The 17,636-nt window shown below is 72.3% G+C and carries 15 protein-coding genes; 7 read left to right on the top strand and 8 right to left on the bottom strand.

From position 1 onward, the window contains the following. Positions 1-51: 51 nt before the first annotated feature. The gene (locus ACFPZ3_RS08560) at positions 52-1,584 is read right to left on the bottom strand and encodes a multicopper oxidase family protein (RefSeq protein ID WP_379513427.1); all 1,533 of its coding nucleotides are present in this window, start codon (positions 1,582-1,584) and stop codon (positions 52-54) included. Continuing rightward, positions 1,581-1,970, bottom strand: a complete 390-nt coding sequence (locus ACFPZ3_RS08555) for a hypothetical protein (RefSeq protein ID WP_379513426.1) — start codon at positions 1,968-1,970, stop codon at positions 1,581-1,583. Before ACFPZ3_RS08555 ends, ACFPZ3_RS08560 begins: the two co-directional genes overlap by 4 nt. Before the next feature lie 154 nt (positions 1,971-2,124). Here ACFPZ3_RS08555 and ACFPZ3_RS08550 point away from each other — a divergent pair, with 154 nt between their 5' ends. After that, positions 2,125-3,237 (top strand): sensor histidine kinase, encoded by a 1,113-nt coding sequence (locus ACFPZ3_RS08550; RefSeq protein ID WP_379513425.1) that lies wholly within the window; start codon positions 2,125-2,127, stop codon positions 3,235-3,237. After that, on the top strand, positions 3,234-3,896 hold the full coding sequence (locus ACFPZ3_RS08545) for a response regulator (protein ID WP_379513424.1): 663 nt from the start codon (positions 3,234-3,236) through the stop codon (positions 3,894-3,896). Before ACFPZ3_RS08550 ends, ACFPZ3_RS08545 begins: the two co-directional genes overlap by 4 nt. On the opposite strand, the gene ACFPZ3_RS08540 is transcribed toward ACFPZ3_RS08545, so the two are convergent. Next, entirely contained in the window at positions 3,893-5,047 is a 1,155-nt protein-coding gene (locus ACFPZ3_RS08540) for a L,D-transpeptidase (protein ID WP_379513423.1), read from the bottom strand. The two genes, ACFPZ3_RS08545 and ACFPZ3_RS08540, sit on opposite strands and share 4 nt — an antisense overlap. Before the next feature lie 153 nt (positions 5,048-5,200). Between ACFPZ3_RS08540 and ACFPZ3_RS08535 the strand changes: the two genes are divergently transcribed. Both ACFPZ3_RS08535 and qcrB read left to right on the top strand, forming a co-directional pair. Then, positions 5,201-5,893 (top strand): hypothetical protein, encoded by a 693-nt coding sequence (locus ACFPZ3_RS08535; RefSeq protein ID WP_379513422.1) that lies wholly within the window; start codon positions 5,201-5,203, stop codon positions 5,891-5,893. 92 nt (positions 5,894-5,985) lie between these two features. Then, positions 5,986-7,509, top strand: coding sequence for a cytochrome bc1 complex cytochrome b subunit (gene qcrB / locus ACFPZ3_RS08530; RefSeq protein ID WP_379513421.1), 1,524 nt, complete (start codon positions 5,986-5,988; stop codon positions 7,507-7,509). A gap of 103 nt (positions 7,510-7,612) precedes the next feature. Here qcrB and ACFPZ3_RS08525 read toward each other — a convergent pair whose 3' ends face one another. From ACFPZ3_RS08525 to ACFPZ3_RS08510, 4 genes are all read right to left on the bottom strand, one after another. Continuing rightward, positions 7,613-10,873: a glucodextranase DOMON-like domain-containing protein gene (locus tag ACFPZ3_RS08525; protein ID WP_379513420.1), complete on the bottom strand. Its 3,261-nt coding sequence runs from the start codon at positions 10,871-10,873 to the stop codon at positions 7,613-7,615. Between the two features lie 256 nt (positions 10,874-11,129). Then, entirely contained in the window at positions 11,130-12,440 is a 1,311-nt protein-coding gene (locus tag ACFPZ3_RS08520; protein WP_379513419.1) for an MFS transporter, read from the bottom strand. Between the two features lie 9 nt (positions 12,441-12,449). Next, positions 12,450-13,967, bottom strand: coding sequence for an acyl-CoA synthetase (locus ACFPZ3_RS08515; RefSeq protein ID WP_379513418.1), 1,518 nt, complete (start codon positions 13,965-13,967; stop codon positions 12,450-12,452). Continuing rightward, a complete protein-coding gene (locus ACFPZ3_RS08510; RefSeq protein ID WP_379513417.1) occupies positions 13,964-14,689 on the bottom strand; it encodes an enoyl-CoA hydratase/isomerase family protein in 726 nt (241 codons plus the stop codon). Before ACFPZ3_RS08510 ends, ACFPZ3_RS08515 begins: the two co-directional genes overlap by 4 nt. Before the next feature lie 147 nt (positions 14,690-14,836). On the opposite strand from ACFPZ3_RS08510, the gene ACFPZ3_RS08505 reads away from it, so the two are divergent. Next, on the top strand, positions 14,837-15,730 hold the full coding sequence (locus ACFPZ3_RS08505; RefSeq protein ID WP_379513416.1) for a LysR substrate-binding domain-containing protein: 894 nt from the start codon (positions 14,837-14,839) through the stop codon (positions 15,728-15,730). A 222-nt stretch (positions 15,731-15,952) separates the two neighbouring features. Here the strand turns inward: ACFPZ3_RS08505 and ACFPZ3_RS08500 are convergent, their stop codons facing one another. Then, a complete protein-coding gene (locus ACFPZ3_RS08500) occupies positions 15,953-16,099 on the bottom strand; it encodes a hypothetical protein (protein ID WP_379513415.1) in 147 nt (48 codons plus the stop codon). An 83-nt stretch (positions 16,100-16,182) separates the two neighbouring features. On the opposite strand from ACFPZ3_RS08500, the gene ACFPZ3_RS08495 reads away from it, so the two are divergent. Then, positions 16,183-16,860 carry a polysaccharide deacetylase family protein gene (locus ACFPZ3_RS08495; RefSeq protein WP_379513414.1) on the top strand — a complete coding sequence of 226 codons (678 nt, stop codon included), beginning with the start codon at positions 16,183-16,185 and terminating at the stop codon, positions 16,858-16,860. A gap of 83 nt (positions 16,861-16,943) precedes the next feature. Then, positions 16,944-17,546 carry a hypothetical protein gene (locus ACFPZ3_RS08490; RefSeq protein ID WP_379513413.1) on the top strand — a complete coding sequence of 201 codons (603 nt, stop codon included), beginning with the start codon at positions 16,944-16,946 and terminating at the stop codon, positions 17,544-17,546. The last annotated feature ends 90 nt before the right edge of the window (positions 17,547-17,636 follow it).

Genomic DNA, 17,636 nt, shown 5'->3' with positions numbered 1-17,636 from the left:
TGGGATCAACTTAGTAGTTTGCCGGGGGTGATCGGGAGGGCGTTGGCACGGTCAGATCACCTCGAAGTCGGCCATCATCGCCATGTCCTCGTGTTCGAGATTGTGGCAGTGCAGCATGTACCGGCCACGGTGGCCGTCGAAGCGGGCCAGCACGTCCACGACCTCGTACGGGCGCACGTCCACGGTGTCCTTCCAGCCCCCGTCGGTGGCCGCCGGGGCTCTGCCGTTCCTGGCCAGGATCTGGAAGTGGGCCAGGTGGAGGTGGACGGGGTGGTGGAAGTCGCTGGTCAGCCGCCACACCTCGGCGGTGCCCAGGCGGGGGCGGGCCAGCGGGACGCCCGGCCGGTAGGGCTTCGCGTTGATCGTCCAGCTCTCGCCGGTCCTGCGGAAGTCGAACGTCCTGGTCGCCACGGGGCGCGGCCTTCGCGGCGGGCGGGACAGGGTCGCCGGCACGGCGCTGTCGTCGCGGGCCGCGCGCGTGACGACGAAGCGCATGACGTTCCTCTGCATGCCCTCGGCCAGGGTGTTGACCAGGGTGACCGCGCTGCCGACCGGGTAGGCGGAGAAGTCCACGACGACGTCGTAACGCTCTCCCGGGGAGATCGGGATCGTGTCGTGGGCCACGGGGGCGGCCAGGAGGCCGGAATCGCTGCCGATCTGCGTGAACCTGCCTCCTGGGGTCAGCTGGAGACGGTATCTGCGGGCGTTGGAGGCGTTCAGCAGCCGCAGCCGATACCGCGCCGCCGCCACCTCGGCCACCGGCCAGGGCGCGCCGTTGACCAGGATCACGTCCCCCTCGACACCCTCCATGTAGTCCCCGTCGAGCCCCAGCCAGTCCCCTCCGTGCATGCCTCCGTGCATGCCTCCGTGGGCGCCTCCGTGGGCGCTGTACGCCTGTGGGTAGCGGAAGGAGCCGTCCTCCTCGAAGGAGCGGTCGCAGATCATCAGCGGCAACTCCCGCTCGCCCCGGGGCAGCGGCAGCGCGTCCTCCTCCTCGTCCCGCACCAGCGCCATCCCGGCCAGCCCCCGCCACACCTGCGGCGCGGTGAAGTCCATGCGGTGGTCGTGGTACCAGAGCGTGGCGGCCCGCTGTTCCACCGGGTAGCGGTAGTCCTTGACCACCTGGTGGTGCACCTCCCCCGGATGGCCGTGCCGGGTGGAGTGACCGGCGGGCACGACCAGATCGGTCGGGTAGCCGTCGGAGCCGGGCGGGGTGACGCCGCCGTGCAGGTGGGTGGAGGTGGGGACGGGCAGCTCGTTGCGCACGGCGATCGTGACGGGCGTGCCGCGCCGCAGCTCGAACGTGGGGCCGGGGAAGGTGCCGCCGTACCCCCACACCTCGGTACGCGACCCCGGGAGGATCTCGGCCGCGGCCACCCGCTGCGTCACCTCGTACCGGCCGGGGCCCGACGGACGGGCCACCTCGGGGATCGGCAGCGGCACGGTGAACGGCTCGGGCAGCGGCGCCCCGCTCACCAGGAGCTGCCCCGCGCTCTCGGCGGGCCCGCACCCGGCGGCGGCGAGCCCCGCCCCGCCCAGCACCCCGAGGAACGCCCGTCTGGAAACACCCTCGGAGCGGCTCATGCGGCGGTGTGGCGGAAGGCACGCCAGGTCCATACGGCGAAGACGGCGGAGAGGCCGAAGATGGCCATGCCGAGCGGGAAGTGCAGCCCCAGGGCCCGGGACTGCCCGAATCCCACCTGCGCGGTCTCCAGCGCCACGAGCCCCAGACTGGCCGCGGCCGGCCACCAGGCCCCTCGCCCCGGCCGCCACAGCAGGATCGCCGCCACGAGCTGCAGGTAGAGCAGGACGTGGGTGACGCCGGCGTTGTCGCGGTGCCAGATGAGCAGATCGACGTCGCCGGTGACGAACAGCCCGGCGAGGGCGGCCTGGGCGAGCACGCCCGCCAGGTGGGCTGTGGCCAGGGCCCGCAGGGACCACACGATCCAGGCAGGCGGAGTGGAAGTCATGCCGGAAATGCTCCAAGGACGGGCCCCCTGGTCACATCCCACGCGGGACGGCCTCCGCACGTACTCCCGGGGTCGTACGCAAGGGACAAGGGGGCAGGAAACGTACGACCGGGGGGTGACGTACGGGCTGAGGAGCGTCGCCTACCTTGTGAGCATGGACAGCCGGAGAATCGACGCGCTGGTCGCGGTGGGCGCCCTGGTGGCGATCGTGTCGGGCACGTACGCGAACCTGTCGTGGACCGGCCCCCTGGAGCGTCCGCTCGACCCGGCGGGCCTGACGCTGCTCACGATCTCGGCCCTGTCGCTGGCCTTCCGGCGTACCACCCCGCTGACGGCCGGCATCGTCGCGGCGGCCTGCGGGGTGCTCTACTACGCGGCCCACTATCCCGGTGTGTTCACCGCCGCGCCCGCGCTCGCCTCGATCTACACCCTCGCCGTCCTGGGCCGCCGCAGGGCCGCGATCTGGCTGGCCGCGGGGCTGGCGGTGGCGATGTACGGGCTCATGGCGCTGGCGGCCGACGACCCCGCCCCGGGAAGCTCGATGACGCTGCTGAGCGGCTGGCTGGTGGCCATGGTGGTGCTCGGTGAGATGACGAGGCGAGGGCGGGCGTACCTGAGGGCGGTGGAGCAGCGGGCGGAGGAGGCCGAGCGCACCCGCGAGGAGGCGGCGCTGCGCCGGGCGGGTGAGGAGCGGCTGTGGATCGCGCAGGAGCTGCACGACTCGCTCACCCACAGCATCTCGGTGATCAACGTGCAGACCGCGCTGGCCATCGAACTGCTGGACCGCAGGCCGGAACGGGCCAGGGAGGCGCTGGCCGCGATCAAGGAGTCGGGGCGCGAGGCGATGGCCGAGCTGCGGGCCACGCTGGGCGTGCTGCGCCACCCCGACGAGGTCGAGGCGGGGCTGTCCGGGCTGCCGCGCCTGGTGTCCAGGGCCGAGGGGGCGGGGCTGCGGGTGGCGTACACGGTCTCGGGAGAGCCGTACGCGCTGCCGCCCGAGGTGGACCGGGCCGCCTACCGGATCGCGCAGGAGGCGCTCACCAACGTGCTGCGGCACGCGGGGGCGGCGGCGGTCACGGTGGCGGTCGAATACGATCACCCGAGGGTCGTGGTGCGGGTGGAGAACGACGGCGAGCCGGGCACCGCCGGGCCGGGAATGGGGCTGATCGGGATGCGCGAGCGCGCGGTCGCCCTCGGCGGGTCGCTCACGGCCGGTCCGGGCGAAACCGGCGGCTTCACCGTGCGCGCCGAACTGGTCGCCGCGTGATCCGGGTGTTGCTGGCCGACGATCAGCCGCTGATCCGCGCCGGTTTCCGGGCCCTGCTGGAGCTGACCGACGACATCGAGGTGGTCGGCGAGGCGGGCGACGGCGCGCAGGCCGTGGAGCTGGCCGGGCGGCTGCTGCCGGACGTGGCACTGCTCGACGTGCGCATGCCGCTGATGGACGGCATCCAGGCCACCCGCAGGATCGGCGCCACGCCGGAGCTGAACGACGTACGCGTGGTGATCCTCACCAACTACGCCCTGGACGAATACGTCTTCGCCGCCCTCAGGGCCGGGGCCAGCGGCTTCCTGCTCAAGGACATCGAGCCGCGCGACCTGCTGCAGTCGGTGCGGGTGGCGGCACGCGGCGAGGCGCTGCTGTCGCCCTCGGTGACGCGCCGCCTGATCGAGGAGTACGTCAGCACCCCGCCCCGCCCGGTCCCCTCCCCCGGCCTCGACCGGCTGACCGGCCGCGAACGGGAGATCGTCGCCCTGGTCGCCAGGGGGCTGTCCAACGAGGAGATCGCCGGGCACCTGGTGATCAGCGGCGCCACGGCCAAGACGCACGTGAGCAGGTCGATGATCAAGCTGGGCGTGCGCGACAGGGCCCAGCTCGTCGTGTTCGCCTACGAGTCGGGCCTGGTGACCCCGGGGGCGGGCTAGTTGACGGGCTTGCCGAGCGCGCTGCCCGCCAGCCAGTCCTCCCACAACTTGGCCCACGGCGTCGGCCCGTTGCCGAACCGCAGTTTCCTGGAGGTGCCGCTGACCTCGATGATGTCGCCGCGCTGGGTGAACTCGTAGAACCAGCGGGCGTTGGCGGGGCTGGCGTTCACGCAGCCGTGGCTGACGTTGGAGCTGCCCTGCGCGCCGGTCGACCAGGGGGCGGCGTGGAAGAAGGTGCCGCTGTAGGTCATGCGCACGTTCCACTTGGTACGGATGCGGTACTCGCCGGGCTCCCCGATCGTGGCCGAGTCCATGACGGTCTCGGCGGCCTTCTCCTGGGCGATCATGACGCCGGAGTAGCTGTCGTCACCCGGCTTGCCGAGGCTGACCGGGATGGTCTTGACGACCTCGCCGTCCTTGCGCACGACCGCCTGGTGGCTCTCGGCGTCGACCTTGGTGATGTGCTCGGGCCCGACGGTGAAGGACAGGCTGCGGTCCTTCGTACCCCACAGTCCCGCCCCGGCGCGCAGTCCGGCCAGGTGCGCCACGACCGTGATCTTCTCGCCGACCGGCCAGTACTCGCGCGGCCTGAACTGCACCTCCCGGTCGCTCACCCAGCTCCACGCGCCCTGCACGGGCTGCGACATCCGCACGACCAGCGAGCGCTCGATCGCGGCCCTGTCCTTCTTCTCGGCGATCGGCTGCGACAGCAGGAGCTGCACCGGCATCCCGACGCCGACCTTCTCGCCGTCCAGGGGCGACATGCCGCTCTGCAGCGCCTTCTTCGGCTTGAGCGTGGTGAAGGTGGACTTCCCCGTCACCTGCTTGCCGTCCGTGCCGGTGGCCTGCGCGTTGACGGTGTACGTGGTGGAGGTCCGCAGCGGCCACTGGGGCCGCCACGTCCCGTCCGCGCCCACGGCGCCCTTCACCGCGCGGCCCTTGGCGTCGGCGACGCCCATCGTGGTGACCTTGCCGCCGGTGACCTTGACGCTGACGCCGGTGTCGGGGGCGACCTTCTTCGTGCCGTCGGCGGGCGTGATCGACAGCTTGGCCACCGGGCCCTGCTCCTGCCCGGGCTCGCCCGGGCCGCCCGAACCACCGCCCGAGGCGGTGCATCCGGCGGCGAGCAGCGCCGCCGCGAAAATACTCACGAGTGTCTTGCTGGTCCGGCCGTTCCGCATCCCTGATGCCTCCCGTGCCTGACATATAGGCAATCATTCACATTAGACCGTTACCGGTGATCCGGCGGACTCCTGCCCGGATTAGGTCCGCCCATGCGGCACAAGGCGACGCGGCGCGAGTGAATGAGCTTGATCCGGCGCTGGGACGCCCACAATCATGGGCCGGTGGACTACTACCTGATCTCCGCGACGGCGGGCGATCGATCGCCCGCAGGGCTCCTGGTGGAGGAGTTCGTCCTGTGCGATGACTACACGGCGGCCGGCATCGACGGCGCCGAGTGGAGACCGGAGATCGGGGCCTGGTCCGCCTCCGCCGAGATGAGCCGGGCCATCCGCGCCGACACCGCACTGCGGTCGCGGGTGACGCCGGTGAGCCGGGCGGAGGCGTGCCGGGCCTTCGCGCTCCTCAGGGGCGGCGAACTGCCGGAAGAGGCCGGGTTGCGCACCCTCTTCCAGGAGCGCCGTCACCTGCCCACCACGGCCCCGCTCAACCTGGGCAACAGCACCAAGGCGCGCCGCTACCGCATCCTGTTCGCCGGGGAGCTCGGCGCCGACGGGCTGGCGAACGCGCGCACGGCCCTGCGGCTGGAGCCCACCGGCGACCCGCGCGTGGTCGGCACGGCCTCGACCAGCTCGGGCGGTCACGGCTTCACCTGGGAGCTGCGCCGGATCGGCGCGGGCATCGCCTGGTGCGTGGACGTGACCGCGCGGCTCGGCTCCGGCCCGGTCACCACGCTCGGGGCACTGCTGCACCACCACCGGCAGGCGGTGCGCGACCAGGGCCTCATCCCCGTCACCGTGGAGCGCTTCGCCTGAGGCGACAACCTCATCGGCCGATGATTGTCACATTTCGCCGCCCTATTCCGTCCTGTTTATGACGGTGCAACCGAGTCGGGTGCGGGGTGACGATGAAGGGCAGTTCACTGGCCAGGGCGTTGGACGATCGTGTCGGCGGCGCCGGTTTCCTGACGAAGGCCATGCGCAAGGCCTTCGCCAACCACTGGACGTTCCTGCTGGGTGAGATCGCCCTGTATGCCTTCGTGGTCGTCCTGGTCACCGGCGTCTTCCTGACGTTCTTCTTCAAACCGACCATGGAGGAGGTCATCTACAACGGCTCGTACGTGCCGCTGCGCGGCGTCACGATGAGCCAGGCGTACGCGTCCTCCCTGGAGATCAGTTTCGAGGTGCACGGCGGGCTGCTGATCCGGCAGATGCACCACTGGGCCACGCTGATCTTCCTCGCCGGGATCGTGGCCCACCTGCTGCGCAACTTCTTCACCGGCGCCTTCCGCAAGCCGCGCGAGCTGAACTGGCTGATCGGCGTGGCGCTGTTCGGGCTGGTGATGCTCAACGGGTTGTTCGGCTACTCGCTGCCCGACGACCTGCTGTCCGGGGCGGGGCTGCGCATCCTGCACGGGGTGATCGTCTCGGTGCCGCTGGTGGGGACGTATCTCGCGATGTTCCTGTTCGGCGGGGAATTCCCCGGCGGCGACATCGTCTCCCGCCTCTACAGCCTGCACGTGCTGCTCATTCCCGGCCTGTTGCTGCTGCTGATACCGCTGCACGCGGTGGTGCTGACGTGGCGGCAGACGCACACGCAGTTCCGGGAGAAGGGGCTGAAGAACACCCAGGTGAAGGGCGGGCCGTTCTTCCCCAACTTCCTGGCGAAGACGACGGCGTTCCTGCTGTGGGTGACCGGGACGGTCGCGCTGATGGCCACGGTCTTCCAGATCAACCCGATCTGGCTGTACGGGCCGTACGTGCCCAGCACGGTCAGCGCAGGCTCCCAGCCCGACTGGTACATGGGGTTCCTGGAGGGCGCGCTGCGGCTCATGCCGCCGTGGGAGTTCACCGTGCTCGGCTTCAGCGTGCCCATGAGTGTGCTGATCCCCGCGCTGGTGGCGCCGGGGTTGTTGTTCACCGGGCTGGCGCTGTACCCGTTCGTGGAGCGGTGGATCACCCGTGACCGGGCCGTGCACAACCTGCTCGACCGGCCGCGCGACGTCCCGACGCGGACGGGGCTCGGGGTCGCGGGGATCGCGTACTACGGGGTGTTGTGGATGGCCGGGGGCAACGACCTGATCGCCACCAACTTCCACATCTCGCTGAACGCGACGACCTGGATCTTCCGGGTGGCGATCGTGGCGGGACCGGTGCTGGCGTACGAGGTCACCCGGCGGATCTGCCTGGGGCTGCGGGCTCGTGACCGGCGGACCGTCGAGCACGGCGTGGAGACCGGCGTGATCGTACGCGGGTCCGATGGCGCCTACGCCGAGGTCGAGCGGCCGGTGACCGAGGAGGAGCAGGCGGTGCTCGTGCCCGCCGCCTCCCCGGCTCCGCCCGCGCTGCCGCCGGCGAGCAACGGCAACGACGTCCCGCCGCCGGACAGACACCGGGTCCGCGACGCCCTCCAGCGCTCCTGGGACCGCTGACCGGCCGGGACCGTCGCGGTCGGCCGCACGCCGGTCGGCCGCACGCCGGTCGGCCGCACGCCGGTCGGTCGCACGCCGGTCGGTCGCGCGCCGGCGTGACCGGTCAGGGGATGGGTACGGCGGGCACGGTCACCGGGCCCGTGAGCGGGTTCAGCGCGTCCGCCTGCGACTGCCCCATCGGGACGATCACGTCCAGGGCCTTGGGCACCGTGCCGGGGTCCACCGCGCAGAGCGGATCCGTGGCGCCCTCTGCGCAGACCCCGAACTGGTACGGCTGCGGCGTCGCGGCGAACCCCCTGGCCTGGTCGGCGCTGAAGCCATCCTGCCCGGCGAGCACCACGGCGAAGCGCCACCCGGGCCCCGGCGTGCCGAACGTGGCCTTGGGCAGGGCGATCGTGATCGTCCGCGTGGTGCCGGACGACCGGACCGCCGCCCCGGCCTGCGCCGCGCCCGCCGCCGTCACCCAGACCGGGGCGGCGAAGCCCTGCGCCTCCACCCGCTGCGACCAGGGCTCGGCCAGCCGGTAGTTGCGCTGCGGGAACGCCGGATCCGTCGAACGCGTGGCCACGGCCGGGTCCTGGACGTACACGTCGAGGAGCTGGGCGCCCATCTGGTTGCCGAACGTGGCGGTGAGGTCGCGCAGCTCGGCCCGCAGGTAGACGGTGCTCGCGTCCGTGATGACCTGGAACCTGCGCAGGTCGAACGCTCCGTCGTGGAAGTCGGCGGCCGTCGGGTAGGCGTAGGTGCCGGGTCCGTCGTCGTCTCCCTCGGGGTCGGTGACGTCGAGCACGGTCGTGGCGCCCACGATGTCGCCGATGACCGTGCGCCTCGCGTACGCGGTGCGGCCGTCGGAAGCGGTCGCCGTCACGATGAGCACGACCTCGCCGAACGAGACGGGGGCCGGGGCAAAGAAGGCGCCGTCCGCGCCCGCCCGCACGGAGACCGACCGGGTGGGGGCGCCGGTGTCGATGGGCGTGGCGGCGAGGTCCACGCGTGCCCCAGGGGCGGTGACGCCCTGGACGGTCACCGAGGTGCCGGGGACCGCGGTGCCGTCGGCGGGGGCGGTGACGGTGAGCGGGGCGGCCTGCGGCATGCTCGCGTAGCGGCGGCGTACGACGTCGGGCTGCTCGACCGGCTTCGTGGAGCCGAGCGTCAGCACCAGCCGGACGACCTGGGCCTGCGCCCACGTCAGCGGCGAGGCCGAGCCCGCGGGCCCGCCGTCGCGGAAGCCGATCGAGGCGGTGGCCGGATCGCTCCCGTACGGGGAGGCGGCCAGGTCCGGGTTCTCCCACGCCTGCTCGGGGATCAGCCCGGTGCCCGACGCCATCGCCCGCATGGCGGACAGCAGCGACGACGCCGTGGCCTGGTCGCGGTTCTGGAGCGCCTGCTCGGCCCGCTCGCCCGCCAGGACCGGCCACACGTGTCCTGAACCGGTGTTGCCGGTGGGCCACGGCTTGCCCGAGGGCGCACAGGAGGTGGGGTCGGGCTCGTGGCAGTCGCCGTAGCCGTCCTCGGTGCCGGGGGTCTCGCTGCCGTAGCGGTACCAGCCGGGGCCGCCGGCCGTCTCGCGCCTGATCACGCGGTCCACGACGGGCAGGCTGGCCAGCACGTCGGGGTCGTCGGGCGGCAGGATGCCGAGCCTGGTCAGCTCCAGGAAGCCCGCGTCCACGACCCTGCGCTGGTCCTCGGTGGGGCCGCCGTTGCCCAGGTTGTACGACACGGCCGCGTCCGGGTCGCCGGTGCGGGACAGGCGCAGGAAGTAGCGGGAGGCGTACGGGCCGGTCGTGGTGACCGTCCAGCCCTTGATCGAGCGGGCGAAATGGTCGGCCGTGGCCCGGTAGATCCTGGCCCGGCCCTGGTCGCCCTGCCGGGCGGCGATCTCCCCCGCCGCGACCAGCCCGGCGATCTCGGCCGCGATCGTGGACGGCGAGAAACCTGACTGCTCCTCCCACCGCTCCACCCCGAACGCGGGCCCGTGCGAGACCACGAAGTCGGCCGCCGCCCGCACCTCGGGCCACAGGCCCGCGTCGCCCGCGAGACCCGCCTGGTAGGCCATGAGCAGCGGGTACGCGGTCTCGTCGAGCTGGTCGCCGCCCGAGTCGGGAGCCGGTTCGCCGTTGAGCAGGGAGTTGCGCGGCAGGCGGCCGTCGGCCAGTTGCTGGCGTTCCAGGAGGAAGCGGACGGTGGCGCGGGCGGTGGCCACGTCGCCGGCGGCGAGGAAGCCGGTGAACGCCTCGTACAGGTCGCGGGCGAACACCTCGCGGTAGGAGCCGAAGTAGACCGGCTTGCCGCCGGGCAGCTCGCCCGCGCCCACCGCCTGACCCCACGGGCTGGCCAGGGACGCGACGACCGCGCCGGGGAACGTCTTGTCCTCGCTGGCCTTGAGCACGTTCGCCGACAGACGGTAGAAGTCGCCCAGGGCGTTCGGCGGTTTGCGGAGGCCGGCGTCGTAGGAGGCCCAGCCGGACTCGTAGCGGGAGCGGGTGGTGTCGAACGAGCGGTTCACGGCCTCGCCGGCGGTCCGCAGCGCGGCGGCCCTGCCGCGGCCGAAGCCGAGCGCGAACGTCACCTCGCCCCTGCCGTCGATCGGCAGGCGCGCGGTGGCGACCACGTTGCCGGTCGGCGCCTCGGTGTACGGGGTCAGGTCGCGGGCCGCGTCGAGCTGGGTGGCGCCGTCACTGGCGGTGCCGGCGTACCCGACACTGGCCTGCGGGAGCCTGCGCTCGGCCCGGAGCGCCAGGTGGGTGGGGACGGCGTAGTCGCGGGCCGGGGCGGAGGTCTCGGTGTTGTCGTCCCAGATGACGGGGGCGCCGGTGGGGCCGTCCACCGCGCCGCTGTCGGCGCCGCCGTTGGGCTGCCCGCCGCCGCCGTTGCCGTTCACGCTCGCGTCGAGCCGCGCGTACAGCCGCAGGCCCGGGGGCTGGAGGCGGGTGCGCACGACCACGGCGTCGCGGCCGGGGTCGGTGAGGTAGGTGGTGGTCAGGCGGTAGCGGCCGGCCCTGCTGGTGGAGGTGATCGTGCAGGTCATGCCCGATCTGTCGGTGCTCACCTGGTAGGTGGTGTCGCGGGCCTGCACCTCGGTGAACGTCCTGCCGTCGGTCACGACGAACTGGAGGGTCTCGACGTTGGTGTTGTCGATCGTGGGCTCGTACACGTCGGACAGGACGCCGCCCGCGACCGTGTACCAGACCTTGGAGTCGCGCCCGGCGGCGGTGCCGACGCAGTCCTTGCGAGCCGCCCCGAAGTGCGAGGCCGCGCCCGGCCCGCCCGGCGCGGGGGCCCGGGCGAGCACGGGATCGCAGGGGATGGTGACCAGCGCGGTCGCGGTGATCAGGGCAAGCAAAGACCGACGGATCGCAGGCATGCCAGGGCTCCCCTCCCTAACCCCGATGGGTTGAGAGAAGACCAGCGGCACTCCCCTGTCAACCCTGGTGTCCGCATGTCGCCACGCTCGTTCCCCAGACCCCCGCCGTACTTCGGCGGGGGTCCCTTGTGAGAAGGAGAGGTTCGTCGGGGCTTGGGCCCTTATGGGGGGACGGGCGGTGGGTCGGGCTGGGGGCCGGTGGTGCTTCGGGGCCTGCCCCTTTGGGAGGACGGGTGATGGCGTTCGGAAGGGGGTGCTAGGCGTGTTCGGCGACGGGCTCGACGCCGCGGTCCAGGCGCAGGCCGCGCGTCTCCTTGAACGAGGTCAGCACCACGATCAGCGACACCGCCGCCAGCACCACCATGTAGAACGCCGGCGCGATCGCACTGTCCGTCGCCGACACCAGGCCGGTCGCCGCGAACGGCGCGGTGCCGCCGAACAGCACGTACGCGGCCGTGTACCCGATGGCCGAGCCGCTCGACCGCACCTTCGCCGGGAACATCTCCACCAGCGCGGGCACGTTCGACGTCCCGATCACCGACACCAGCATCGCCAGCAACGACATGCCCACCATCGCCCCGGCCAGGCTGGAGTCCATCAGCCAGAACGCCGGCAGCGGCAGCAGCACGAACCCCGCGCAGGCGGTGATCAACATCGGCCGCCGCCCGAACCGGTCGCTGGCCTGCGCCGCGAACACGCACGCGATGCTGTACGCGAGCATCGACACGACGTTCGTGAGCTGCGCCTGGCTCTTGGTGTAGCCCAGCTCCTCCGACATGTACGCGATCATGTAGCTGCTCATCAGGTAGTACCCGACCGCGTTGGTGATGCTGTACCCGAACAACGTCGCGATCTGCCTGCCGCAACGCCGCACGGCCTCACGCAGCGGCGCGGGCTCCACCGCGTCGTTCTTCTCCAGCGACCGGAACACGGGCGTGTCCTCGACCTTGGAGCGCAGGTACAGCCCGATCGCCCCGAGCGGCGCGGCCAGCAGGAACGGGATGCGCCACCCCCAGCTCTGCAACGCCTCGGTGGTCACCGTGGAGGTGATCAGGAAGCCGACGCCCGAGCCCATCACGCTGGCCAGGCCCACGGTCACCGGCACGGCGGCGGCGAAGCGGGCCCGGCGGCCCTCCGGCGCGTACTCGACGATGAACGCCGACGCCCCCGTGTACTCGCCGCCGGTCGAGAAGCCCTGGACGGCGCGCAGCAGGAACAGCAGGACCGGCGCGGCCACGCCCACCGTGGCGTAGGTCGGCAGGATCCCGATGAGGAACGTGGCCCCGCTCATCGTGAGGATGGTCAGGGCCAGCATCCTGTTGCGGCCGAGACGGTCGCCGTAGCGGCCGAAGAAGGCCGCGCCGAGCGGCCGGGCGATGAACCCGCCGGCGAAGATCGCCCACGTGGCGAGCAGCGCGGCCGTCTTGTCGTAGTCGGGGAAGAACAGGGCGGCGATGGTCGCGGACATCACCGCGTACGCCGCCGAGTCGAACCACTCGACGAAGTTGCCGATCGCTGAGGCCATGGTGACCTTGCGCCGCACGGCCGCGGAATCCTGGGGGGTCATGCTCGCTCCTTACGTGGTGTTCCGGTTGCGGAGCTGAGCCCGCTGGATCTTGCCGGTCGCCGATCGGGGCAGCTCGTCGACGAACTCGATCTCCCGTGGGTAGGCGAAGCGCGAATGCGTGGTCTTCGCGAACTCGCGGATCTCCCGTGCCAGCTCCTCCCCCGGCCGGTAGCCGGGCGAGAGCAGGACCCACGCCTTGACGGCCTGGCCGCGTACGGGGTCCGGCACTCCGGCCACCCCCACGTCGGCGACGGCCGGGTGGGCCCGCAGCGCGTCCTCGATCTCGTCGGGCCCGACGCGGTAGCCGGAGGTCTTGATCACGTCGTCCACGCGGCCGAGGAACCAGTAGTAGCCGTCCTCGTCCACGCGCGCGTGGTCCTTGGTGTGGAACCACTCCCCGCCGAACACCTCCTGGGTGGCCTCGGGGCGCTTCCAGTAGCCGAGCGGGAACTGCGGGTTGCTCCGCGTGCGCAGGCAGATCTCGCCGACCTCGCCCGCGGGCACCGGCCGCTCCTGCTCGTCGAGCAGCGCGACGTCCCAGCCGGGCAGCGGGCGCCCCATGGAGCCCTCCTTGACCGGCTGGTCCGGGAAGTTCCCGATCAGCGGGTACGACTCCGTCGAGCCGTAGTAGTCGAGCAGCGTGACCCCGAACTGGTCGCGGAACCAGCGGATCAGGTCGGCGGTGAGCGGCTCGTTGGCGCAGCAGACCGTACGCAGGCGCTGCGGATGCTTGGTGCCCGCCTCCGGCACCTGCTCGCGCATCTTGCGCAGGAACGTGGGGTTGACCAGCCCGGTCGTCACCCCGTTCCGCGCCATGCTGGCCAGCAGCCCCTCGGGGTCGAAGCCGGCGGCGGGACGGTAGACGAGGTGCGTGGCGCCGGCCCGCAGCGGCCCCATGAGCTTGGCCATCGACCAGGCCCACTCCCCCGCGCCGTAGAAGACGTCGCCGGGGCGCAGGCCGTGGCAGGCCTCGAACTCGTTGTGGCCGAGCAGCGTGCGGTGCGCGTGCACGATGCCCTTGGCGGGGCCGGTCGTACCGGAGGTGTAGAAGATCAGCGCCGGGTCGTCGGCCGCGGTGTCGGCGTCCTCGAACTCGGCCGGCAGTCGCCCGATCACGGGGTCGTCCACGTCCAGGACCATGCCGTCGTACCCGGCCGCCCTGTGCACCGCGCCCGCCTCCGTGACCAGCACGGTCGCGCCCGAGTCCGCCAGCCGGTAGGAGATCTGGTCGTCGGCCCAGAGCAGCGACATGGTCACCAGCACGGCCCCGGTGCGCAGGACGCCGAGGTAGGTCGCGGGCGTGTCGGTGCGCTGCGGCAACATGACCGCGACGCGGTCGCCGTGCCGTACGCCGAGGCCGTGCAGGCAGGCGGCCACCTGGCGGGAGCGGTCCTGCACCTCGCCCCAGCGGATCTCCTCGTGGACCCCCGTGTGGTCCTCGAAGATCAGCGCCACGTTCTCGCGCGGGTGGCGGTCGGCCACGTCCACGGCCATGTTGTAGCGGTCGGGCACACTCCAGCCGGTCATCGAGCCCGTCCCTGCAGGAACCGGGCCATCTCGCGCTGGGGCTCGCCGGAGGCGTAGGCGGTGGCGTGCACCTTCTTGGCCGCCTCCACCGAGTCGGCCAGCGCCTCCCGCTCCAGCTCCCGCAGCCGCCCCTTGGTCAGCGCCACCGCGCCGGAGGGCAGCCCGGCCAGCTCCTTGGCCTGCGCGATCGCGGCCGTGAGCACCTCGCGCTCGCCGACGAGCCTGGTCAGCAGGCCGAGCCGCTCCGCCTCCGCGCCGTACACCAGCCGCCCGGTCAGCGTGAACTCGGTCGTCCTGGCGCGGCCGAGGATGTTCCACATGGCCCAGATGCCGGTGATGCTCGGGATGCCGGACAACACCTCGGGCTGGCCCATCCGCACGCCGGCGTGGCCGATGCGCAGGTCGGCCAGGAGCGCGTACTGGAAGCCGGACCCGGCCGCCACCCCGTTCACCGCGGCCACGACCGGCTTGTCCAGGTCGAGCACCGCCCGGTAGAGGCGGTCGAAACCGTCGATCCAGGCGTCGGAGGCCGCGTGGTCGTCGGGGTCGATCGTGGCCGTCTCCTTCAGGTCCTGGCCCGCGCAGAACGCACGCCCCGCCCCGGTCAGGACGACCGCGCCCACCTCGGGGTCGTCGCCGGCCTCGCGCAGCAGGTCGATCAGCCGCTCCCGCATGTTGGCGGTCCAGGCGTTGAGCTTCTCCGGACGGTTCAGAGTGATCACCGCAACGGGTCCGTCACGATCCAGCAGCACAGTCACAAGCGTCCCTTCGCAGGTCATCGGGCTTGCCGGGATATAACCAGGTGTGACCGGCCGGTGGCCAACATCAATGTGGACCCTTGGCCATACCAGAGCGATATGGTGAGGCCGATGGAGCTACGCCACCTGCGATACTTCGTCGCCGTAGCCGAGGAATTGCACTTCGGCCGGGCGGCGGAGCGGCTGCACATGGCGCAGCCGCCGCTGTCCCAGCGCATTCGCGACCTGGAGCGGGAGCTGGGGGTGCGGCTGTTCGACCGCAACCCGCACCGCGTCGCGCTGACCGAGGCGGGAGCGCTGCTGCTGGAGCACGCCCGTGGCGTCCTGGAACGTGCCGACGCCGCCCGCGAGGCCATGCGCCGCATCCGTCCCGGCGCGTCGGGGGTGCTGCGCGCCGGGGTGCCGCCGGACACCACGCCGAAAGCGCTGCGCACGCTGGTGACCGGGTTCACCGAGCGGGTCCCCGACGTGCTGCTGGAACTGCACGAGCTGACCACCGCCAGCCAGCTCGCCAAGCTGCGGGCGGAGGAGCTGGACGCGGGCCTGGTCAGGCACCCGTCCGACACGGTCGGGCTGGAGTCGAGCGAGGTCGTGCATCGGCGGCTGGGCGTGGTGCTCCCGACCGGCCACCGGGCCGCCCAGCACGACGAGGTACGCCTGCGCACGCTCGACGGCTCGCCTCTGGTGATCTTTCCCCGCGAGATGGCGCCCCAGCTCTACGACCACATGCTGGAAGCCTGCCGGGACAACGGCTACCTGCCCAGCGCGATCCGGCACGCCCGCAACCCGCACTTCGTCCACGGCCTGGTCATGTCGGGCCTCGGTGCGCACCTGAACGAGGAGCCCTATGACGAGCTCCCGGCCGGGCTGGTCTGGCGGCCGATCGACGAACCCCGGCTGACCTGGTCCACCTCGGCGGTGTGGCCGCCGGTGCAGGGTGGCGAGGTCATCGCGGCCTTCGCCGAGGCCGCCCTCGCGGGGCTGCGCGAGGTCGGCCACGCCTGACCCGGTTTCATCCGGAAAGCGGTCTCCTGCGAACCAGGGGCGAACCACGGTCGTCCAACGTGGTGGAACGGTCCCGGCGGCCTGCCGGGGTCGTCGCTCAGGGGAGCCGCACCGGGGGCGGTGCGCAAGGGGGATCCATGGACATCGGCGCTACGTCGCGCCGGCCTGCCCGGGCCGGCGCGCGTCGGGGGACGGCGAGAACGATCGCCGCAACCGTCCTGGTCACGGCGGCGTGCGGCACGGGGGCCGCCGTCGCCACAACAGCCACAACCACAACCACAGCCACGGCACCGGCCACAACCACAGCCGCGGCACCGGCCACGGCACCGGCACCGGCACCGGCACCGAGGCGGGCAGTGGGGCGGGCACAGGCCGCCACGACGCCTGGCGCGTTATCGGAGTCTGGCGCGTTATCGGAGCGGTGGTTCACGGCGTCGCGGGCCGTGCGAGGCATGTGGGGCCGGGCGGCCACGCTCGAACCGCTGCTCACCGCGATCGACTCGGCCACCGCCAAGCCGGTCGACTGTCACCGCGCCAAGTGCGTGGCCCTGACGTTCGACGACGGGCCGGGACCGTACACGGACGCGCTGCTGCACCACCTGGCGGTCTACCGGGCGCGGGCCACGTTCTTCGTGGTGGGGCAGAACGTGGGGGCGTACCCGGGCGTCGTGCGCAGGGCGTACGCGGCGGGGCACGAGATCGGCAACCACACCTGGTCGCACCCGAACCTGACGAAGTTGTCGGCCGCCGGGGTGCGGTCCCAGCTCGCGCGTACCGATCAGGCGGTCAAGGCGGCCACCGGAGTCAGGCCGAAGCTCGTCCGCCCGCCGTACGGCGCGCTCAACGCCGCCGTACGCCTGCGGACCGCGCGGCCGATGGTGTTGTGGAGCGTGGACACCCTGGACTGGCTGCACCGCGACAGCGACAGAGTGGCCCGCAAGACGCTGAAGTCCGTACGCCCAGGCAGCATCATCCTGTTCCACGACATCCACCCCTCGACGGTCCGGGCGATCCCGCGCGTGCTGAAGACCCTGTCCAGGCGCGGCTACACCTTCGTCACCGTCAGCCGCCTGTTCGGAGGCGACCCGCCGCACATCGTCTACAGCGGCGGCCTGCTCAGCATGACGTGAGCCGCTGATCCGAGCTTCTGTCACGATCCGGTGAACCCGGGCCGCAGGCCGCCCGTATCTGTCCGTGTGAGCGGTGATCGCGCGTGAACCCCGACCAGGAAGGACGCGGCGCCGGCAGCAGGGACACCGCGCAGGCCGGCCGGCCCGGCCTGCGCGGGCTGCGGGCGGCTGTGTTCGCGGTCGTGTGCGTGCTCACCGCATTGGCCATGCACGTCCTGGCCGGCGGCCCGGCCGCCGGCCTGGGTACTGTGGCCGCGGCCACCGCCGTGACGGGTGCGGGCGCGTTCGTCCTGGCCCGCCGCCGGCGCTCCACGGGCACGCTCCTCGCCGCCGCCTTTGCCGCCCAGTACGGGATGCACCAGCTCTTCTCCACCGACCTCCCGCACGCCCCGCACCACCTCATCGCCGGGCACCATCAGGGCGGGTTGTCCGCCGGGGCCGGGATGTTCCTGGCCCACGTGCTGGTGGCGACGTTGTCGGCGTGGTGGCTGGATCGCGGCGAGACCGTGCTCGCCACACTGCTGCTCCTGCTGGCCTGCTCACTGCGCGGCCTGCTGTGGCCGCCGCCGGCCACCCCCTCCACGCCACCCCCGGCGCCGCTGCGCCCGATGGGGACGGCCGGGGCGGGCATCCTCACCTCCCAGGTGCTGGCCTGGGCTCTGTGCCGCAGGGGACCTCCGCGCTAAGGATCGGCACGGCCCCTCAGGACCGTCGTACCGGCCCCTTAAGACCGTCGTACCGGCTGCTGGAGACCGATGTCCCGGCCGCTAGGGACC

The sequence above is a fragment of the Nonomuraea insulae genome (assembly GCF_042656245.1).
The sequence above is the reverse complement of the archived record's forward strand: the minus strand, read 5'-3'. Positions and strand labels throughout refer to the sequence as shown.